General features: G+C 71.7%; 21 protein-coding genes. 9 read left to right on the top strand and 12 right to left on the bottom strand.

What is annotated here, in order from left to right; all coding sequences use genetic code 11:
• Window positions 1-29: 29 nt before the first annotated feature.
• Entirely contained in the window at window positions 30-686 is a 657-nt protein-coding gene (locus H4W80_RS53475; protein WP_192792080.1) for an SCO2322 family protein, read from the bottom strand.
• Between the two features lie 82 nt (window positions 687-768).
• Here H4W80_RS53475 and H4W80_RS53480 point away from each other — a divergent pair, with 82 nt between their 5' ends.
• On the top strand, window positions 769-975 hold the full coding sequence (locus H4W80_RS53480) for a hypothetical protein (protein ID WP_185072832.1): 207 nt from the start codon (window positions 769-771) through the stop codon (window positions 973-975).
• Window positions 976-1,044: 69 nt separating this feature from the next.
• Here H4W80_RS53480 and H4W80_RS53485 read toward each other — a convergent pair whose 3' ends face one another.
• Window positions 1,045-2,046, bottom strand: coding sequence for an aldo/keto reductase family protein (locus H4W80_RS53485; protein WP_192792081.1), 1,002 nt, complete (start codon window positions 2,044-2,046; stop codon window positions 1,045-1,047).
• Window positions 2,047-2,103: 57 nt separating this feature from the next.
• Here H4W80_RS53485 and H4W80_RS53490 point away from each other — a divergent pair, with 57 nt between their 5' ends.
• On the top strand, window positions 2,104-3,123 hold the full coding sequence (locus H4W80_RS53490; RefSeq protein ID WP_192792082.1) for an SMI1/KNR4 family protein: 1,020 nt from the start codon (window positions 2,104-2,106) through the stop codon (window positions 3,121-3,123).
• A gap of 28 nt (window positions 3,124-3,151) precedes the next feature.
• Here H4W80_RS53490 and H4W80_RS53495 read toward each other — a convergent pair whose 3' ends face one another.
• Window positions 3,152-3,733, bottom strand: a complete 582-nt coding sequence (locus H4W80_RS53495) for a DUF3043 domain-containing protein (RefSeq protein WP_318787500.1) — start codon at window positions 3,731-3,733, stop codon at window positions 3,152-3,154.
• 152 nt (window positions 3,734-3,885) lie between these two features.
• On the opposite strand from H4W80_RS53495, the gene H4W80_RS53500 reads away from it, so the two are divergent.
• From H4W80_RS53500 to H4W80_RS53525, 6 genes are read left to right on the top strand one after another with little or no spacing between them, the layout of a single operon-like run.
• Window positions 3,886-4,704 (top strand): PspA/IM30 family protein, encoded by an 819-nt coding sequence (locus H4W80_RS53500; RefSeq protein WP_192792083.1) that lies wholly within the window; start codon window positions 3,886-3,888, stop codon window positions 4,702-4,704.
• Complete coding sequence (gene pspAA, locus H4W80_RS53505; protein ID WP_185072836.1) at window positions 4,701-4,979, top strand: PspA-associated protein PspAA; 279 nt, start codon at window positions 4,701-4,703, stop codon at window positions 4,977-4,979. The genes H4W80_RS53500 and pspAA overlap by 4 nt, the downstream gene beginning before the upstream one ends.
• Window positions 4,980-4,982: 3 nt before the next feature.
• Window positions 4,983-5,882, top strand: a complete 900-nt coding sequence (htpX, locus tag H4W80_RS53510; RefSeq protein WP_192792084.1) for a zinc metalloprotease HtpX — start codon at window positions 4,983-4,985, stop codon at window positions 5,880-5,882.
• A gap of 7 nt (window positions 5,883-5,889) precedes the next feature.
• The gene (pspAB, locus tag H4W80_RS53515) at window positions 5,890-6,450 is read left to right on the top strand and encodes a PspA-associated protein PspAB (RefSeq protein WP_192792085.1); all 561 of its coding nucleotides are present in this window, start codon (window positions 5,890-5,892) and stop codon (window positions 6,448-6,450) included.
• Window positions 6,451-6,479: 29 nt separating this feature from the next.
• Window positions 6,480-7,895, top strand: a complete 1,416-nt coding sequence (locus H4W80_RS53520; protein WP_192792086.1) for a DUF998 domain-containing protein — start codon at window positions 6,480-6,482, stop codon at window positions 7,893-7,895.
• A 48-nt stretch (window positions 7,896-7,943) separates the two neighbouring features.
• Window positions 7,944-8,546, top strand: coding sequence for an SIMPL domain-containing protein (locus H4W80_RS53525; RefSeq protein ID WP_192792087.1), 603 nt, complete (start codon window positions 7,944-7,946; stop codon window positions 8,544-8,546).
• A 152-nt stretch (window positions 8,547-8,698) separates the two neighbouring features.
• On the opposite strand, the gene H4W80_RS53530 is transcribed toward H4W80_RS53525, so the two are convergent.
• From H4W80_RS53530 to H4W80_RS53560, 8 genes are all read right to left on the bottom strand, one after another.
• On the bottom strand, window positions 8,699-9,589 hold the full coding sequence (locus H4W80_RS53530) for an alpha/beta fold hydrolase (protein WP_225964179.1): 891 nt from the start codon (window positions 9,587-9,589) through the stop codon (window positions 8,699-8,701).
• Window positions 9,586-9,906, bottom strand: coding sequence for a Nif11 family protein (locus tag H4W80_RS53535; protein ID WP_192792088.1), 321 nt, complete (start codon window positions 9,904-9,906; stop codon window positions 9,586-9,588). The genes H4W80_RS53530 and H4W80_RS53535 overlap by 4 nt, the downstream gene beginning before the upstream one ends.
• Window positions 9,903-10,205 (bottom strand): Nif11-like leader peptide family natural product precursor, encoded by a 303-nt coding sequence (locus H4W80_RS53540; RefSeq protein ID WP_192792089.1) that lies wholly within the window; start codon window positions 10,203-10,205, stop codon window positions 9,903-9,905. Before H4W80_RS53540 ends, H4W80_RS53535 begins: the two co-directional genes overlap by 4 nt.
• Before the next feature lie 2 nt (window positions 10,206-10,207).
• Window positions 10,208-11,200 carry an alpha/beta fold hydrolase gene (locus H4W80_RS53545; protein ID WP_192792090.1) on the bottom strand — a complete coding sequence of 331 codons (993 nt, stop codon included), beginning with the start codon at window positions 11,198-11,200 and terminating at the stop codon, window positions 10,208-10,210.
• A gap of 17 nt (window positions 11,201-11,217) precedes the next feature.
• The gene (locus tag H4W80_RS62120) at window positions 11,218-12,327 is read right to left on the bottom strand and encodes an NAD(P)-dependent alcohol dehydrogenase (protein ID WP_318787501.1); all 1,110 of its coding nucleotides are present in this window, start codon (window positions 12,325-12,327) and stop codon (window positions 11,218-11,220) included.
• Window positions 12,324-12,983 (bottom strand): hypothetical protein, encoded by a 660-nt coding sequence (locus H4W80_RS62125; protein ID WP_225964180.1) that lies wholly within the window; start codon window positions 12,981-12,983, stop codon window positions 12,324-12,326. Before H4W80_RS62125 ends, H4W80_RS62120 begins: the two co-directional genes overlap by 4 nt.
• Window positions 12,984-13,089: 106 nt before the next feature.
• Window positions 13,090-14,373 carry a ferritin-like domain-containing protein gene (locus H4W80_RS53555; protein WP_192792092.1) on the bottom strand — a complete coding sequence of 428 codons (1,284 nt, stop codon included), beginning with the start codon at window positions 14,371-14,373 and terminating at the stop codon, window positions 13,090-13,092.
• Window positions 14,374-14,386: 13 nt separating this feature from the next.
• Window positions 14,387-15,385: an alcohol dehydrogenase catalytic domain-containing protein gene (locus tag H4W80_RS53560; RefSeq protein ID WP_192792093.1), complete on the bottom strand. Its 999-nt coding sequence runs from the start codon at window positions 15,383-15,385 to the stop codon at window positions 14,387-14,389.
• 202 nt (window positions 15,386-15,587) lie between these two features.
• Here H4W80_RS53560 and H4W80_RS53565 point away from each other — a divergent pair, with 202 nt between their 5' ends.
• Window positions 15,588-16,877 carry a nucleotidyltransferase family protein gene (locus H4W80_RS53565; protein WP_192792094.1) on the top strand — a complete coding sequence of 430 codons (1,290 nt, stop codon included), beginning with the start codon at window positions 15,588-15,590 and terminating at the stop codon, window positions 16,875-16,877.
• Here the strand turns inward: H4W80_RS53565 and H4W80_RS53570 are convergent.
• Complete coding sequence (locus tag H4W80_RS53570) at window positions 16,838-17,773, bottom strand: hypothetical protein (protein WP_192792095.1); 936 nt, start codon at window positions 17,771-17,773, stop codon at window positions 16,838-16,840. The genes H4W80_RS53565 and H4W80_RS53570 overlap by 40 nt on opposite strands.
• Window positions 17,774-17,887 lie beyond the last annotated feature (114 nt).

Raw genomic sequence — 17,887 nt, forward strand, 5'->3', positions numbered from 1 at the left:
GGCCGGCCGGGCGGATGGAACGTTCCAGGTCAGACGCCGGTCCTGGAGCGGCGGCGGGTGGCCGCCACGGCGCCGCCCGCCAGCAGGACGAGCGCGCCCGCCCCGGCCGCGACCAGCGTGATCGGCAGGCCGCTCCCGGACGGCGCGGCGGACGCGGCGGCGGCCGTCAGTTCGCTGCCGCCCTTCTCGCTGGACGGATAGTCCGCGACCGCCACGACGGCCCCCTGGGCGTTCACGCGGACCCTGGCGGTGGAGGCGAGGAGCTGGGCGGCGGTGGCGTCCTCGGCGCCCGTGACGCACTTCGGCGCGCTCTGCGCGGGAGTCCGCTCGCCGGGGTAGGCGTCGGCCTCCCCGTCGCCGAAGTCCACCGCGACCACCACGCGCTTGTGCCCGGACCCGGCCGCGTCCCTGCCGCACACCGCCTGGAACGACGGCAGGTCCCCGCCCGGCGACTCGCCCCTGGCCCCGTCCGGGGCCACGGAGAAGCGCCATCCGATGACGGAGCCGTCCGGCGGGGCGGCGTCGGGCGTCACGGCCAGCCAGGCCGTCCCGTCGCTCTGCCACGCGCTCCACGTCCGCGGGACCCCAGGGTCGGCCGGAGCGTCGGCCAGAGCGGAGGAGGGGAGTGAGAGGAAGGCGGCCGCCCCGAGGGCGACCCCGGCCGCAACACGATACGCGCGCAGCATCGATTGACCTCCAAGCTCGGGAGTAGGGTTCCAGTGCCTGCGGAGGGTGCGCCGGCGAACCCGCGGAAAAGGAGCGTATGGCATGACATGGCGGTGGCGTTATGAAAATGCAAATGGTGGTGAGGTAACGGATCGCCCCTTGCCGCGAGAAGTTTTTCCGAGCCAGGCCGACGCGGAGTCCTGGCTCGGCGAGAACTGGCGTGACCTGCTCGAATCGGGAGTTGAGCAGGTGGCCTTGCTGGAAGAGGACCGCGTGGAGTACACGGGATTGTCATTGCGCCAGGAGTGAGCTGCGGTAAATGAGAAGCCCCTTGAGCGCCATTGTGGCTCAAGGGGCTTTTTCTCGGGTGGGACGGGGTTACGGGCGCGTGCTCGGGCTCTGCGTCTTGGCCGGGTCGCGCTCCACGACCGAGCCCAGCACGTCGTCGATCCGCTTGAGTACGTCGGCGTCCAGCTTCACGCCCGCGGCCTTGACGTTGTCACGCACCTGCTCGGGGCGGCTGGCCCCGACGATGGCGCTGGAGACGTTCGGGTTCTGCAGCACCCAGGCGACGGCCAGCTGCGCCATGCTCAGCCCGAGGTCGGCGGCGATCGGCTTGAGCTCCTGGACGCGGGTCAGCACGTCGTCGTTCATGAACCGGGCGATCATGGCGCTGCCGCCGCTCCCGTCGGTGGCCCGGGAGCCCTCCGGCGGCTGCTGCCCGGGCAGGTACTTGCCCGTGAGCACGCCCTGGCCGATGGGCGACCAGACGATCTGGCCGATGCCCTCCTTCTCGCTCAGCGGCACGATCTCGCCCTCGATGACCCGCCACAGCATCGAGTACTGGGGCTGGTTCGAGACGATCCGGTCGAAGCCCATCTCGTCGGCGATCTTCAGCGCCTGGGCGATCTGGTCGGCGTTCCACTCGCTGACGCCGATGTAGAGGACCTTGCCCTGGCGTACGAGGTCGTCGAACGTCTTGAGCGTCTCCTCCAGCGGCGTCTCGTAGTCGAACCGGTGCGCCTGGTACAGGTCGACGTAGTCGGTCTGCAGGCGGCGCAGCGAGCCGTTGATGGACTCGGTGATGTGCTTGCGCGACAGGCCGCGGTCGTTCTGGCCGGGGCCGGTCGGCCAGTAGACCTTGGTGAAGATCTCCAGCGACTCCCTTCGCACGCCCTTCAGCGCGCGGCCGAGCACCTCCTCGGCCTTCGTCGCCGCGTAGACGTCCGCGGTGTCGAACGTGGTGATGCCCTCGTCGAGCGCCGCCTGCACGCACTGCTTGGCGGCGTCTTCCTCGACCTGGGAGCCGTGGGTGAGCCAGTTTCCGTAGCTGATCTCGCTAACTTTGAGACCGCTACGACCGAGGTGTCGGAATTCCATGCATAAGACCTTAATCCCGGTCCATGGGGTGATTGGTTTCGGGATAGGGTGCGCGACGTGCTGAAGCTCGTACGGCTGGCGCTGACGGCGGCCATCCTGACCGCGATCGGGGTACGGCTGCGCCGCCGCGCCCGGATGCCCGTCCAGCCGCCCGCGCCCCCGGCCCCGCGAGCGGCCGGACGTACGCGGATGGGCCTGGTGTGGGCCGTCATCGCGGGGGCGGTGGCGCTGACGCTGGGCGCCGCCATGGTCCCCACGGGGCCGCAGGCGGTGTCCGAGGCGCGGGCGGCCGTCTACCAGGCTCAGCAGTCGGCCATGACCGTGGTGATGGGCGCCACCGGAAAGAGCCCGGCCCCCACGCCCACGCCCACGCCCGTCGAGCCGACGCCGGCTGCCACTCCTGTCGAGCCGACGCCGGAGGCCACTGCGGTCGCGCCGACGGCCAGTGCTGTCGCGCCGACGGCCACTGCGGTCGCGCCCACGCCGGCCGCCACGGCCTCGGCGCTGCCGGGCATCCCGGCCGCGTGCATGCTGAGCGGCCCGGTGACGGTACGCCCGATCAGCCCGCGCGTGCGGGCGGCGGTCAACCGGCAGTGGCGGCGCATCGAGCGGTGGCTGCGGGAGCATGCGCCCCGGACGTACGCCTCGCTGGGCGCCCCCGGCAGGGCCGGCACCGTCGCGCTGGCCGAGGCCCAGACGGGCCTGGAGTTCCCCGACGACCTGAGGGCCTCGCTGCTGCGCCACAACGGCATGTCAGGCCCGCTCGCGGCCCGCTTCAGCTTCGGCGAAGAGCAGGTGCGCGGCGTGCGCGAGATCCGTGACCAGTGGCGGGAGGACTGTGCCCTGCGGGTCGGCAGGGGCGACCCGATGAGCCGGTTGATCCGCGTCGGCACCCTGACCGAGGTCGACGCGGACACCGGCCACGTGGTGGCCTCGATGGTGCGGCCGGAGCCGATCTGGCCGTCGTACCACGCGATGCTGCGCGACCTGGCGGACGCGCTGGAGCAGGGCCGCCCCGTGTTCGGGGCGCGGGCCACGGTCAAGGGCGGCCTGCTCCGCTGGTCCGACGCTCGGTGAGCGAGCCGTCCCCGGAGGCCGGGGAGGGCTACTTCTTGGGCACCGGCTTGCCGCCCGGCAGCACCGCGGGCGGCGGGAAGCGCAGCTTGCGGATCTGCAGCGCCCGCATCGCCGCGTAGAAGCCCACGCCCCGGGTGCTCTCCTGGGGCAGCTTCTCCGCCACCAGGCGCTTGACCTTCCACGCCACGTAGACGGAGGTGAACAGCACGCCGATCATCATGATCGGCCAGCCGATGGTGACCGTGTATCCCAGCACCGCGGCGCGGATCGACATGGGCCACGGAATCCACGTCGCCAGCAGGATCAGTAGCGAGAACGGCAGGAAATACTGGCTCGGCAACCGGCGGGAATCGACCCACTCACGCGCGAACTTGCGCGCTGGACCCTTGTCACGAGCAGGAAAATACCGCTCGTCACCTGCGAGCATGCCCTGACGGGCCCTGTCGCGCTCGGCGGCCTGCTTGGTCCGCATCTGCCGATAGGCCTCTTTACGGTCCTTCGGAGCATGGACCGGCTGGCGCCGTTTGCTCTCCTGATCACGGCGCTTGGGAGTGGGACGACCTTTACCCTGGGGCTTAGGATCGTCATCGGGGACGGGGGTGTCGTCCACGGAGGTTTGGGAACGGCGTCGCAACACGACGTCAACCCTACCTGGACTGCAACTTAGTGACGCCCTCGTGCGTTATGCGTAGGGTAATCCCAAGGCGGCTGCGCTGCATTGGGTGAACACCAGCACGACCTAGAAGGGGACGGCCGACGCGCATGAGCGTGATGAAGAGACTTTCGATGATCTTCAAGTCCAAGGCCAACAAGGCCTTGGACAAGATGGAGGATCCGCGCGAGACCCTTGACTACTCCTATCAGCGGCAGCTCGAGCTGCTGCAGAAGGTGCGCCGGGGTGTGGCCGACGTCGCCACGTCGCGTAAGCGGGTCGAGCTCCAGATAACCGGCCTCGAGAAGCAGGCCCAGCGCCTTGAGGAGCAGGGCCGCAAGGCGCTGTCCGTCGGGCGCGAGGACCTCGCCCGCGAGGCGCTGCAGCGTCGCTCCAATCTGCAGACGCAGATGGCCGACCTGAAGCTGCAGCACGACAACCTGCAGGCCGAGGAGGAGAAGCTCACCACGGCTTCCCAGCGGCTGCAGGCCAAGGTCGACGCCTTCCGTACGAAGAAGGAGACGATCAAGGCCACCTACACCGCCGCCGAGGCGCAGACCCGGATCAACGAGGCCTTCTCCGGCATCTCCGAGGAGATGGGCGACGTCGGCCTGGCGATCCAGCGCGCCGAGGACAAGACGGCGCAGATGCAGGCCCGCGCCGGGGCGATCGACGAGCTGCTGGCCAGCGGCGCGCTCGACGACTACACCGGCAGCCGCGGCGACGACATCCAGGCCGAGCTCGACCGCATGGGCGGCGGCATGGACGTCGAGCTGGAGCTGGCCAGGATGAAGGCCGAGCTGGGCCAGGGCCCCGCGCCCAAGAGCGCCATCGAGCAGGGCCAGCCGCAGCAGCAGGCCCAGCCCCAGGCGCAGCCGCAGCAGCACGGCGGGACCCAGCAGCTCCGTCAGCCTGGGGAGCCGGCATGATTGTCAGGATCATGGGCGAGGGCCAGGTACAGATCTCCGCCGACGACATCGCGGTGCTCAACGAGCTCGACACCGAGCTCGAGGCGGCCATCGAGGTCGGCGACGAGCCGATCTTCCGTACGAAGCTGCACGCGTTGCTCGACAAGGTGCGCCAGGTGGGCAAGGCGCTTCCCGACGACAGCCTTGAGCCGTCAGAGCTGATCCTTCCCCCCGCGGACGCCTCGATCGAGGAGGTCCGGGAGATGCTGGGCGACCAGGGCCTCATCCCGGGCTGAGCCGTGGGTACGCGGTTCGCGTCCGACCGTGGGCTGACCACGCGCATGGTCGTGACGATGTTCCTGCTCGGGCTGCTCTACGTCGTGTTCGTCGGCGTCCTGATCGCCGTGGGCGTACAGGCGCTGACCGTGCTGGTGATTGCCGGGGGCCTGCTGTTCGTGCAGTACTTCCTGTCCGACCGCATCGCGCTGTTCGCGATGCACGGCCGGGAGGTCTCGCCGCAGGAGGCTCCCGAGCTGCACGGCCTGATCGACCGGCTGTGCGCGCTCGCCGACATGCCCAAACCGAGGGTGGCGATCGCGGATTCCGACGTCCCCAACGCGTTCGCCACCGGTCGCAACCAGAACAACGCCGTCGTCTGCGTGACGACCGGCATCCTGCGCCGCCTGGAGCCCCAGGAGCTCGAAGGGGTTCTCTCGCACGAGCTGTCGCACGTCGCCCACCGCGACGTCGCCGTCATGACGATCGCCTCGTTCCTGGGGGTCGTGGCCGGGCTCATGACCAGGTTCGCCCTCTTCACGGGGCTGGGCGGCCGCCGCAACGGCAACCAGGGCGGAGTGCCCGTCGGCCTGATCATCCTGCTCGTCTCCGTCGTCGTGTACGCGATCAGCTTCCTGCTCACCCGCGCCCTGTCGCGCTACCGCGAGCTGTCGGCCGACCGCGCCGGCGCCCTGCTCACCCAGCGCCCCTCGGCCCTGGCGAGCGCGCTGGTCAAGATCACCGGTGACATGGCCAGGATCCCGACCCAGGACCTGCGCGAGGCGGCGCCGTTCAACGCCTTCTACTTCGCCCCGGCGGCGGCCCCGGGCCAGACGCTGGCCAACCTGTTCTCCACCCACCCGCCGCTCGAACGGCGGCTGGCACAGCTGTCGGACATCTCCCGGCAGCTCGGAAGGGGCTGAGCCCGGCATGGGCTGGCTGGACGCCCTGCTCGGCCGGTCGAAGCCGGTCAAGCCCAACCTCGACGCGCTGTTCGCGCTGCCGTCGGCGGCCGTGACGCTGCAGGCCGCGACCGGGCTGGTGCCCACGGGCCTCGGCTCGGTGGCCTTCAGGGCCGCCGAGGGCGGCGCGTTCGCCACGCTGGAACGCGACGTCAAGGAGCTGCTCGGCGAGCGCGTCGAGGAGTCGCGCGACTCCTACGGCTACACCTGGCTTCTGGTGCGCCGCTCGCCCGACGCGCTCGGCGACCTGGTCACCGAGTTGCACGCCGTCAACTCCTCGCTGGAGTCGGCCGGGTTCGGGCCGTCGCTGCTGTGCTCGCTGGTGTCGTTCCGCTCCGAAGCCGACGGCCGCGGGCTGGCCGTCGTGTACCTGTACAAGCGCGGGACCTTCTACCCGTTCGCCCCGCTCGACGCGCAGAGGCGCGACAACGCGCTCGAACTGCAGGTCAGGGGCGCCCTGGAGGGCGAGGTGCCGCTGGAGAAGGATCTCGGCCGATGGTTCCCGGTCTGGGGCGCGCCCGGCCTGTAACCGGACACCCTGAGTGATCTAATGATCACGTGGAGCGAAGGTTGTACGTCCTCGCGGCTTCCGCGTTCATCGTGGCGGCCGTGCTGGGCAGTGCGTGGATCACCGGCCAGTTCACCACGCCGGAGGTCGACAGGACCGACGGGTACGTCAGCGAGCTGGCCGCCCGCGACCAGCCGTGGACGCGGCTGTTCCGCACCAGCGACGCGCTGGCGGGGCTGGCCTGCGCGGCCGGGGTGGCGCTGGTGCCCAGGGTGGCCCGCGAGTGGCAGGCGTGGCTGGCGCTGGCGGCGTTCGGGGGGTTCACGTTCGCGGCCGGGCTGTTCCCGCTGGACTGCGCCGCGCTGAGCGACCCGTACTGCGGGCGGCGGGCCGTGTCGTCCGCGCACCACGTGCACCAGCTGGCCGGGTTGCTGGGCACGGCCGCCCTGCTGGCCGCGATGGTGCTGCTCAGCGCGCGCTGGCGGTCGTGGGTGTCGTGGCTGTTCACCTGGCTGGGGCTGGCGGCCACGCTGCTCACCGCCGGCGCGCTGGCCGACCGGCACGGGGTGGGGCTCGCCCACCGGGCGCAGCTCACGCTGTTCGCCGTTTGGCTGGTGTACGTGGCCGTCCACCTGCTGATCACCGACGACCCGCCCGTCCCGCCGATCACGGCGGAGGCGCTCGATCACGAAGGCGGATACGCCGGGCCGCACGTGGTCGAGCAGGGCGCCGGGCCCGTCGTGCTGATCACGGCCGAGCTCGGGGGCGCCTGGTTCCACTGGGGCGCGGTGGCCGGGCTGCTGGCCGGGACCCGTCACGTCATCCGCTTCGACCGCTGCGGCCTGGGCCTCAGCCCGCACGCGACCGCCCCGCCCACCCTGTTCACCGAGGTGGCCCGCCTGGCCGCGCTGGCCCCGTCCCATCCCGAGCAGGTGACCGTCGTCGCCCACGGCGTGGCCTGCTGGCACGCGGAGGCGTTCGCCAGGCTGCACCCGCTGCGCGTGGCCAGGCTCGTCCTGGTGGATCCGGCTCCCGTCACGGAGTGCAAGCCGTCGGCGTCGGCCAGGAGCGCCGGCCGGTGGCTGCCCGTCCTGGGCGGCACGTGGGGCGCGACCGCCGTGGCCCGCCTGGCCGGGCCCGCCGCCCACCGGCTGCTCGTCGGCGTGCCCGACCCGTACGGCGTCTACCGCACGGGCAAGGTGCTCGCCGCGGCGGCGGGGGAGTGGCTGGCCCGCCGCGACATGGTCGCCGACCTGCTGCGGGTGCGGGAGGAGATGCCGTTCCCGGGCGTGCCGGTCACCGTGATCAGCGCCGGCGGGCGGGACCTGGGCCACGGGCGGCTGGCCGGGGCGCTGTCCGCCACGCTCGTACGCCTGCCGGAATGCGGGCACCAGATCCAGATCGAGCAGCCCGGGGCGGTCGCGGAGGCCGTCCTGGGCGCGCCGGGCATCGGCCGGGCGGGATGACGCCGGGCGATCTAAGATCGATGCGGGACCCGTTCGAGGGGAGCAGGCGTGGACATCACCGTCGTCGGCGAGGGCGCCGTCCTGGCCGCACCCGACATCCTCCGGCTGCACGCGGGCGTCGAGGTCCGCCGGGCCTCCGCCGCCGATGCCTTCACCGCCGTCCGGGCCGCCGCCGCCCGATTGGCCGAGGCCCTGGCCCGGGAGGGCGTCGCCGCGCAGGACGTGCGCACGGTGGAGCTGTCGCTGGGCCCGGAGTACGAGGTCTACCCGAGGGTGGCCGCCTACCGGGCGGCCCAGGGGGTGGAGGTGATCGTCCGCGACCTGTCCAGGGCCGACCACGTCATCGACACGGTCGCCGGGGTGGGGGAGGAGGCCCGGCTGAACGGCCTGGCGTTCGAGGTGTCGGACCCGTCGGGCGTGCTGAGGCAGGCGCGCACCCGGGCCTTCCGCGACGCCGCCGCCAAGGCCGCCCACTACGCCGAGCTGGCCGGGCGCCCGCTGGGCCGGGTGGTGTCGGTGAGCGAGGACGTCAGAGGCGGCGGCCCCCAGCCCCTCACCCTGGCCGCCGCGGCGGCCGAGACCAGCGCCTCCATCAGTCCCGGCCGCCAGTCCCTCACGGTGACGGTCCGGCTCGGCTACGACTTCGGCTAGACCACGTGCGCCCCGCCGGATGACGAGGCTTCGGTCAGAACACGTGCGCCCCGCCGGATGACGAGGCTTCGCTTAGACCACGTGCGCCCCGCCGGATGACGAGGCTTCGCTTAGACCACGTGCGCCCCGCCGGATGACGGGGCGCACGGGTCTCACATCGGGTTCCGCTTGAGGAAGGTGTGGGCGGCCTCGCCCACGGCCACCGGGTTCATGCTCTGCAGCCCGTGCGTGGCGTTGGGGATGCCGCACCGCTCCGCCTGGGGCAGCCAGTTCATCAGGAAGCGCTGCGCGTCGCGGAAGCCCGGCATCACCGACTCGCTGTCGAGGCCCATGACCGCCAGCACCGGCATGTCCGGCTTCCGCGAGACCAGCTGATCGGCCTCCGACGGCTTGAAGCCCCACTGCGAGATCGCCGGGAAGTCGACGGTGAAGGTCGTGTCGACGCACGCCTCGACGCGGTCCCACACGTCGAGCGGCCCGGTCATCTCCACCGCGGGCAGGAAGCTCGGCCCGCACACCGCCTCCATGTAGAGCTGCGCCGCGCCGAGCTTGTCGCCCGTCTCGTACAGCTTCATCGCGTTCATGAAGGCGTCGATGTTGGCCTGGATCGCGTCCGGCGCCTCACGCGGCAGGTACGGCTCCAGCAGGATCGCGCTGTGCGCCCGCTCCGGGTACGACAGCAGGAACTGGAAGGCGATCACACCGCCGAACGAGAAGGCCATGATGTGCGCCTTCTCGATGCCCAGGTGGTCGAGCAGCTCGGCGACGTGCTGCGCGCCGCCCTCGATGCTCAGCTCGGGCTTGTCCAGCGTGCTGCCGTTGTAGCCGGCCCGGTAGTAGCTGATGAGCTGGTAGTCCTGCAGCAGCGGGGGATAGAACCGCATGGGGGTGATGAGGCTGTCGGCGATGCTGGTGCCGTGGATGCACAGCACGGGCTCGCCCTCGCCGAGCACGGTGTACCTGAGCTCGGCGCCGGTCACCGGCGCCCGCAGGTCGTGCTCGACGTTCCATTCGCGCCCGAGGTAGAGGGCGTTTCGCATCATTGCTTGTGCTCCAATCCGACCAGCAGGCCGGTCTCGTCGAGGCTGGGCACGAGGTCGAAGACGAGGAACTCCAGGTAGTACCGGCCCCACAGCAGGCTCCAGAGCGGGAACCGCTCGTTGAACTCCTCGCCGCGCTCGCCCGCCAGCCGCGCCTCCAGCTCCCAGATCAGCGCGTTGAACTCCTGCGCCGTGAACGGCTGCCCGGCCGCGGCGGCGGCCGCGATGACCTCGTCCTTGGACTTGTCCTTGAGCCGGTCGACCAGGTCCGGCCGCTGGGCCAGATCGCGCAGGAACCCGATGACGTTGGATTCGCTCATGCCAGCTCCTCGCGGGAGTAGCGGGCGACCACGTGGTCGACCAGGTAGTCGAGGTAGCGCATGCCCCACATGTGCCGCCACAGGGCGCTGCTGCCGTCGAACGGCTCCTTGTCCTTGTGGATGACGACGTCCGCCTCCAGCCGGCCGATGACGCGCTCGGCGTCGGCCTCGGTGAAACCGAACCCGTCGTTGCGGGCGTGGAACAGGACCCGGGGCAGGTCCATGGGGGAGTAGCGGGCCAGCAGGCCGGGATCCGACCGGGCCGCCTCCAGGAACCTGACGAACTCCGCCTCGGCCACGGCTAGCTCTCCAGGGCGTGTCTGATGACGTCGTCGATGGCCTTCACGTCGGGCTCGGCCAGCCCGAACGTGGCCAGATGGCCGTAGACGCTGTCGATCTGGCGGAACGTCGCGCCGGGGATCCACTCGGCGTACTGTCTGAGCTCGTCCGGCGGGAACAGCGCGTCGCCGGTGAAGGCGGCGATCGTGGTCCTCGCCTTGATCCGGCCCAGGACCTCCCGCAGGGACTCGCCCTCGGCGCCCGGCCAGGCCGAGCGGGCCTTGCGGGCCTGGGCGACCACGTCGTTGGGGTCCTGCGGGAGCCAGAAGCCCTCCCAGAAGCCCTCGACGAACGCGTCCACGCTGTCGAAGCCCAGGGTGCGCCAGACGTCGGCGCCGGCGTAGTAGAACGTGCGGGGCGGGGCGGTCAGCGCCGAGCCGTGCGCGACCCGGGCCAGGCCGCCGCTGACGCTCGCCGCGGAGGTGTAGGCGCCCCCGGCGTAGTTCGGGTCCGCGGTGATGGGCTCCTCCACCACCGTCTTCAGCCAGAGCTTGGTCCACGGCGGAGGGGTCGGCGCCCCGGCGATGGGGGCGATGCTCCGTACGAGGTCGCCGAAGCGCAGCGCCCACTCGTACACCTGGATCGCGCCGATCGACCAGCCGAGCGCCAGCCGGATCTCGCGCACGCCGAAGACCTCCTCCAGCAGCCGCTGCTGGGCGATGACGTCGTCGGCGACGGTGACGGCGGGGAAGGGCGACGGGGTGTTGCTCGGCGCGGAGGACGGCGGGAGGCCGAAGTGGCCGGGCAGCACGATGAAGTGGGTGCGGGGATCGAGCGCGCGGTTCTCGCCGATCCAGCCGTTGAGCACCTCGGCGGGGGCGCCGAGGAAGGTCGGGAACACGACCACGTTGTCCTTGGCCTGGTTGAGCTCACCGAAGGTCTGGTACGCCAGCCGCGCGCCGGGCAGCGTGTCACCTGAGGTGAGCGGGAAGTCGCCGAGCTCGAAGGTGTTCATTCCTGGCTCCAAACGTCTCACGCGTCGAACCGCAGAATCGTCTTGATGTTCTTGCCGGACCTGAAGTCGTCCGCCGCGGCCTGGATGTCGGCGAAGTCGTACTCCTTGATGAGCGGCTGCACGGGCAGCCGGCCGCCGCGGATCAGCCGCGCCAGCAGCGGGATGAGCCGGTCGGGGTCGCTGTCGCCCTCGCAGACGCCCAGGATCCGCCGCCCCGGCAGCAGCCGGTGCACGTCGACCGAGACCTCCACCCCGTACGGCGGGGCGCCCACGACGGCCACCGCGCCGCGCGGGGCGAGCGCCTCGATGCCGGCGCGCAGCACGTCGGGGTTGCCCACCGCCTCGACCACGTAGTCCACGCCGGCGCCGCCGGTGGTCTTCCGCAGCTCGTCGGCCAGGTCGAGGCCGGTCGAGTCGACGGTGTGGGTGGCGCCGATCTTGGCGGCCAGTTCCAGCTGCGCCGCCTGCCGGCCCACGGCGATGATCTGGCTGACCGGGGTGAGTGCCGCGCCCATGATGGCGGCCAGGCCCACCGCGCCCGTGCCGATCACCGCGATGGACGTGCCGGGCTCCGGGCGCAGCGTGTTCCACACCGCGCCGGTGCCGGTCTGGACGCTGCAGGCCAGCGGGGCCAGCAGCTCGAACGGCAGGTCCGGATCGACCTTGACGACGCTGCGCTCGTCGGCGATGGAGTGGCGGGCGAACGACGACTGGCCGAAGAACCGCCCGCCGAGCGCGACCCCGCCCCTGCTGATCGGCGAGCTGCCGTCGGGCCGCTTGCCGCCGATGAGGTTCTGGGGGATCCACGTGGTGCAGTAGGCGGGGTGGCCGATCCGGCAGGAGGCGCAGCTCCCGCACGAGGTGAAGGTGAGGACGACGTGGTCGCCCGGCTTGACCTTGGTCACGCCCGGGCCCGTCTCCTCCACGACGCCGGCCCCCTCGTGCCCGAGCACGCCCGGCAGCGGGAACGGGATGTGCCCCGCCGCCACCGTGAGGTCGGTGTGGCAGATGCCGGCGGCCTTCATCCGGACGAGGATCTCGCCCTGGCGCGGGGCGTCCAGCTCGACGTCCCGGAGGGTGAACGCCGCTCCCGGCGATTCGACGACTGCGGCTTGGGTGGTGGTCACGAGTGTCTCCGATCGTCGGGGGTGAGGGTGTACGAGCTCGTGACGTGGGTCCACTCCGCCGGCCCCCACTCCGCGCCGTCCCCGACCTGGGGCGGAGTTCCGACCACGCGGACCACGTAGTAGTCGAGCAGGCCGGGGGCGCGGCGGGTCCAGATCGAGCCGAGGTCGTCGTGGTGGCGCTGGCCGAAGTAGAGCCGGTCCTCGTCCCGGCCGTGCGAGCGGGCCAGGCCGAGCAGGTCGTACTCCCGCGGGCACTCGTCCACGCCCGGCAGGTCCAGGATCGAGCAGCCGCCGTGGGAGACGTCCTGCCACTCGCCGGGCCGCCAGTCGCCGTCGCCCGCCTTCACCTCGTCGGCGCCGGCGACGAGCCCGCTGTCGAACAGGCGCAGGCAGACCTTGGTCCGGGAGAAATCGGCGTCGCGCGCACCGGGCGTGCGTTCGCTGGGGCCGAGGAGCTCGAACATTCCCGTGATGATGAGCTCGAAGAGCCGGCTGTCGCAGCCGGGGTCCTTGTAGGCATTGAAATGAATGGCCCAGAAAGGACTGTGCAGCCAGAAGTCGTCCACCCCGAATATTCCCGGGAATACTTCGGCGGCGACCGGGCTGCGCCATCGGCCGGAGAGTTCGGCGACCGTGAATTCGGCGCTGGTTTCCATCACACCTCGCATGAGTCAATTCTTTTTCCGGCGGCCCGGCCGACGTCAAAGAGCCGGGGCGTACATTGGCAAGTCGGCCGGGCGGCGCGAGGTAATTCGTGAAGTCCTACGACGGGAGCAGCGCGGGCGGCACGTGCGCGCGCACCCGCTCGGCCAGCTCGGCCGCCCGGACGCCGGCGACCGCGGCGACCGCGGACGCCGGCCCGCCGGCCTTCTCGGCGGCCCTGCAGCGCTCCACGAGCACTCTCATGCGCTCGTGCAGCAGCGCCCAGGAGGGCTCGCGCGAGGGCACGAAGTTGCTCATGGCGTAGTACATCTCGAACGCGAAGCCCGCCGTGCGGCCAGGGTGCTCGGGGCCGACGGGCAGGGTGGTCATGGCGGTGGAGAGTGGCCGCAGCACGTCGGCCATCATGCTGATCGACGTGCCGACGAGCAGGCCGAGCTGCTCCTCGCTCTCGTCGGTGTGGGTGAAGAACCTGGTCAGCAGGTGCAGCACCAGCTCGTAGGCCACCGCCGCCAGCTCGGCCGTCCGGCGGGTGCCGGGGTCGGTGATGAGCGGCTGGGGCTCCACGATGTCGTAGGGCTGCTTGAGATAGGCGGCGAGCGCCGGTCGCGCCGGTTCGAAGCCCGGGTCACGCGCCCGCAGCTCCTCGTACTCCCGCCACACCGCCAGGAAGCGCCCGTAGTGGGCCTGCTGCCAGTCGCCGCGCGCGCCCTCGCCCTGCTCGATGATGAGATCGATCGCGGTGAACGCGGACCTCAGGTCCGTGACCGCCACGAGCTGGGGCCAGCGGAACAGCTCGGGCGTGGCCTGGGCGCTCGGGGACCCGACGAACACGGCCCGCTCCCCGAGCTCGGCGCACAGCGCCCGCAGCCCCTCCTCGATCCCGCGGTACAGGTGGCCGATCGTCGCGTACTCCTGGCCCCTGGGCATGAGGTCGGCGGGGTCGAGGCGGACGCGGGTGGGCGGCACCGGCCGGAACTCCGCGGCGTCCTGCAGCTGCATGCCCTCGGGGCGCTCCAGGTACAGGAAGTGGCGCAGCGCCTGCTCGCCGAAGGGCAGCAGATCGAGCTGGATGCCCGACGGGAAGTAGCCCGAGCGCTGCGGGAAGTTCGGGCGGGTGAAGGTCGGCGCCGCGCCGATGGCGGCCAGCAGGTTGGACACCAGGGCCAGGTGGAGCATCTCCTCGACCGCGATGGAGTGCAGGACCTTGCGCCAGCCGGCGACCGCGTCCGCCTGCTCGGCCGTCAGGCCGTCCTCCGTCCCGCTCTTGAGGCTGGCCTCGGCGAAGAGGTACTGGCTCAGGATCATGTGTTCCAGCTGGGAGGCCTCGTTGAGCAGCCACCACAGGTGCTCCCGGTTCGCTATGACGATCGGGGGCTCGGACATGCGGGGATCCTCCTCAGTTGGGGGTGAGTACGGCGCGGTAGCGCACCTGGCCTGCCTCCACCCGCTTGAGCACCTCGTTGACCTCGGCGAACGGGTAGGTCTCCACGCGCGGCCGGACCTTGCCCGCGGCCATCAGCGTGAGCACCTCGACCAGGTCGGAGCGGTTGTTGTGGGTGCTGCCCTTGATGGAGCACTGCTTGAACAGCAGCGTCGTCATGTCGTCGATCTTCAGCGGGCCGGTGACGCCCATCGTGACCAGCCGCCCGCCGTAGCGCAGGCCGGACAGCACGCGGGCGACGAGGTCCGCCGAGGTGGTGGTGGCCAGGATGATGTCGGCGCCGCCGGCGTCGGCCAGCGCCTTGCCGGGGTCGTCGCCGACCACGACGCCCTCCGCGGCGCCCAGTTCCTTGGCGTACTCGGCCTTGTCGGGCGAGGTGGTGAGCACGACCGTCTCCAGGCCGATGGCGGCGGCCAGCTGCACCGCCATGTGCCCGAGCCCGCCGACGCCCAGCACGCAGACGCGCTCGCCCGGCCGGGGCTCGGCGTTGCGCAGGCCGCTCATCGAGGTGAAGCCGGCGCAGAAGGCCACCGCCGCGTCGGTGTAGTCCAGGCCGTCGGGCAGCAGCGTGCACCCCGACTCCCAGGCCACCATCAGGTCGGCGTAGCCGCCGCCCAGGTCCATCCAGGTCGTGGTGTGCTCACAGGCCACCGGATGCCAGCTCTGGCACTGCAGGCAGCGCCCCTCGCCGCGCTGCATCCACGAGACGCCGACCCGGTCGCCCACCCGCAGGGTGGTGGCGCCGGGGCCGAGCGCCACCACCTCGCCCACCGGCTCGTGCCCCGGCACGATCGGCAGCCGCACCGGCCAGTGGCCGCGGTGGACCAGCACGTCGCTGAAGCACATGCCGCACGCCTGGATGCGTACGACGACCTGGCCGGGCCCGGGCTCGGGATCGGGGAGGTCCTGGAACTCCCACGGGGAGTTGAGTTGCGTGATGACGGCTGCGCGCACGGTCTCCTCCTTGGCGAGACACGTCAGGGAGGCCCACGATAAATATCCGGCCCGCGCCGGCGGCACCCTGACTTAACGGAAACCGCCGCGCTTTTGCCGGACGCGGACCTGACGAAATCCCGGCGTTCGGCGGCCGAAACGGGCCATATTCCCGGCGCGAATGGTACGAATAAGTCACCGCCCGCTGTCCTTGGAGGTTGCCATGCCTTCTATTGCCGCCATCGCACTGGCCGGCGGTCGCGGCCTGCGCGCCCGCCCGCTCACCCTCGAAGGTTCCGGTCACATAAGGAGCAAGGCCGCCGTCCCTTTTCTCGGTCGGCCGGTCATCGAATGGCTCGTCGCGGCCCTGCGCGACCAGGGAATAACGAGTTTCCACGTGGCGGCCAACGGCCGGGAGAATCGTTACCAGGTCAAGGAGGCGCTGGGGTACGGCGAGCGGCTCGGGGTCTCGGTGCGCTATTCGCGGCCGCGTACGGACCGGTTCAACACCGGGTCGGGGCAGGCGACGCTCAGCGTGATCGAGGAGCACGGCCTGCTCGGCCACGCGCTGGTGCTCCCGACCGACTCGCTGTTCGAGTTCGACCTGGCGGCGCTGGCGCGCGACCACCTGGCGAGCGGGGCGGTGGTGACCGTCGGCCTGGCCCATCGGACGGCGGCGGAGGTGGCGGGCACGTACGGACTGGTGCTCGCGGACGGCGCCGGCCGGATCCAGCGCTTCATCGAGAAGCCGCCCGTGGAGACCGTCGCGGCGGTGGCCGCCGACCTGGACCGGGTGCCCATCAACGCCGGGCTCTACCTGGTGGACTGCGCCAGGCTGCGGGCTCTGGGCGCCACCGACGAGCTGGCGGCGCTGGCCGGGCGGGCGCTCGACTGGGGCGGCGACCTGCTGCCGTGGCTGGTGTCGCGCGGCCACCGGGTCGTGTGCTCGCCCCTGGCCAAGGTGGGTGACCTGGGCAACCCCCGCGACTACCTGATCACCATGGCCGAGGCCCTGGCCGGCGGCTACCCGAGCCTGCGGCTGCCGGACGGGCCCGTGATCCATCCCTCCTCGCTGGCCCGCCGCGACGAGGTCAGCGGGCTGACGCTGGCCGAGAAGCTGGCCGCCGGGCTCGTCCACGTGGGCCCCGGCGCGTGGATCGGCCGGGACGTCGAGATCGGTCCCGGCGTCGTGCTGCGCGACTCGTATGTCGGCGACGAGGCGGACCTGCACCCGTGGTGCCGCCTGGAACGGGTGGCCTGCCTGGACGGTGCGATCATCGGGCCGGGCGCGCGGCTCAGCGACGCGTACGTGGGCGTGATGGCCAGGGTGGACTCCTCGCTGGAGCGGCCGGCCGTCATCGACGGCTTCACCGCGCTCGGCCACGAGGTACGCGTCGCCGAGGGCGCCGGTCTCAGCGGCGTCATCGCCTATCCGGGACAGACCGTGACAGGGGCCGGACACTCCGGCGGGCGTCAGTCGCCCACGTCGTCCGGCTCCTCGACCCGGTCGTAACGGAGCCGGGTCTCGATGGCGTAGGCGTGCGGCGCGTACCCGGTGCGCAGGTCCTGGAAGACGGTCCACGCCTCCGCCGGGTCGCGCTCGGCCGGCAGCCCCGCCTCGTGGGCCAGCAGCAGCGTGTCGGAGAAGTTGCGCTCCTCCCGCCCCTGCAGGCTGACCGGGATGGGCGGCAGCGTGATGCACAACCCGTGGGTCAGCCGGTGCATGCAGCGCGTCCCGGTCGCGAGCAGGGCCTTCGTGTGCGCCGGAGCCCAGCTCGGCGCGAGCGCCTCGATGAGCGCGGCCACGTCCAGGACGATGACCGCGGCCTTGAGCCAGTCGAGGTCGCCCGCGGGGCGGCGGAACGTGAGCGCGGGATGGGCGAGGTGGGAGTGCTCCACCTCGGCCATCCACACCGTCCACTCGGCGAACATGGTGTCGAGGTGGTCGCGCGAGCCGGTCTTGAGGTAGGACGCGAGCATGGTGTCGGCGTCGCGCGGGTTGCACACGCTGCCGGCCAGCCTGGCCACCAGCCGCTCCCGCCGGCCGTAGGCGGCCAGGAAATACCCCAGGTACGTCGTGATGGCCGCCACCATCAGCAGCCTGGACGCCCACTCGGCCTCGCGCAGCGGGGTGCCCTCCAGCAGCGCGAACCCCGCAGAGGACACGCCGAGCCAGATCGCGGCCACCGTGACGACGGCCAGCGGCCCGCACAGGTCGAGCAGCGGCTCCCGCAGGGCGGGCGGGACCCGGCCGGCCAGCGCGAGGATGGGGCCGGCGAAGGCCCGCAGGACGCCGCGGACCAGCCGGCTCGGCCTGCCCCGGGGGGTGAACACGGTCAGCACGACGCTCAGCCACACCGCCGCCACGAGCGCGGCGCCGGCCAGCGTTCCCAACACGGCTGTCACCATGCCCGTATCCTTCCGGCTCTTGACTGGAATGCCCAAGAATTAGTTAGTGCTAGCAGTCGGAATGCCACCTTCAAAAGAGCGGAGACGAGGCTCCGGACGACCCGGAGCCCCGTC

It is taken from the genome of Nonomuraea angiospora (assembly GCF_014873145.1).
Lineage (GTDB): Bacteria > Actinomycetota > Actinomycetes > Streptosporangiales > Streptosporangiaceae > Nonomuraea > Nonomuraea angiospora.

Coding starts and splice junctions, on each gene's coding strand:
- H4W80_RS53485 (WP_192792081.1), bottom strand. CDS start 2,046: ATGGAATTCCGACACCTCGGTCGTAGCGGTCTCAAAGTTAGCGAGATC.
- H4W80_RS53545 (WP_192792090.1), bottom strand. CDS start 11,200: ATGAACACCTTCGAGCTCGGCGACTTCCCGCTCACCTCAGGTGACACG.
- H4W80_RS53500 (WP_192792083.1), top strand. CDS start 3,886: ATGAGCGTGATGAAGAGACTTTCGATGATCTTCAAGTCCAAGGCCAAC.
- H4W80_RS53475 (WP_192792080.1), bottom strand. CDS start 686: ATGCTGCGCGCGTATCGTGTTGCGGCCGGGGTCGCCCTCGGGGCGGCC.
- pspAA (WP_185072836.1), top strand. CDS start 4,701: ATGATTGTCAGGATCATGGGCGAGGGCCAGGTACAGATCTCCGCCGAC.
- H4W80_RS53565 (WP_192792094.1), top strand. CDS start 15,588: ATGCCTTCTATTGCCGCCATCGCACTGGCCGGCGGTCGCGGCCTGCGC.
- H4W80_RS53480 (WP_185072832.1), top strand. CDS start 769: ATGACATGGCGGTGGCGTTATGAAAATGCAAATGGTGGTGAGGTAACG.
- H4W80_RS53530 (WP_225964179.1), bottom strand. CDS start 9,589: ATGATGCGAAACGCCCTCTACCTCGGGCGCGAATGGAACGTCGAGCAC.
- H4W80_RS62125 (WP_225964180.1), bottom strand. CDS start 12,983: ATGGAAACCAGCGCCGAATTCACGGTCGCCGAACTCTCCGGCCGATGG.
- H4W80_RS53535 (WP_192792088.1), bottom strand. CDS start 9,906: ATGAGCGAATCCAACGTCATCGGGTTCCTGCGCGATCTGGCCCAGCGG.
- H4W80_RS53555 (WP_192792092.1), bottom strand. CDS start 14,373: ATGTCCGAGCCCCCGATCGTCATAGCGAACCGGGAGCACCTGTGGTGG.
- pspAB (WP_192792085.1), top strand. CDS start 5,890: ATGGGCTGGCTGGACGCCCTGCTCGGCCGGTCGAAGCCGGTCAAGCCC.
- H4W80_RS53570 (WP_192792095.1), bottom strand. CDS start 17,773: ATGGTGACAGCCGTGTTGGGAACGCTGGCCGGCGCCGCGCTCGTGGCG.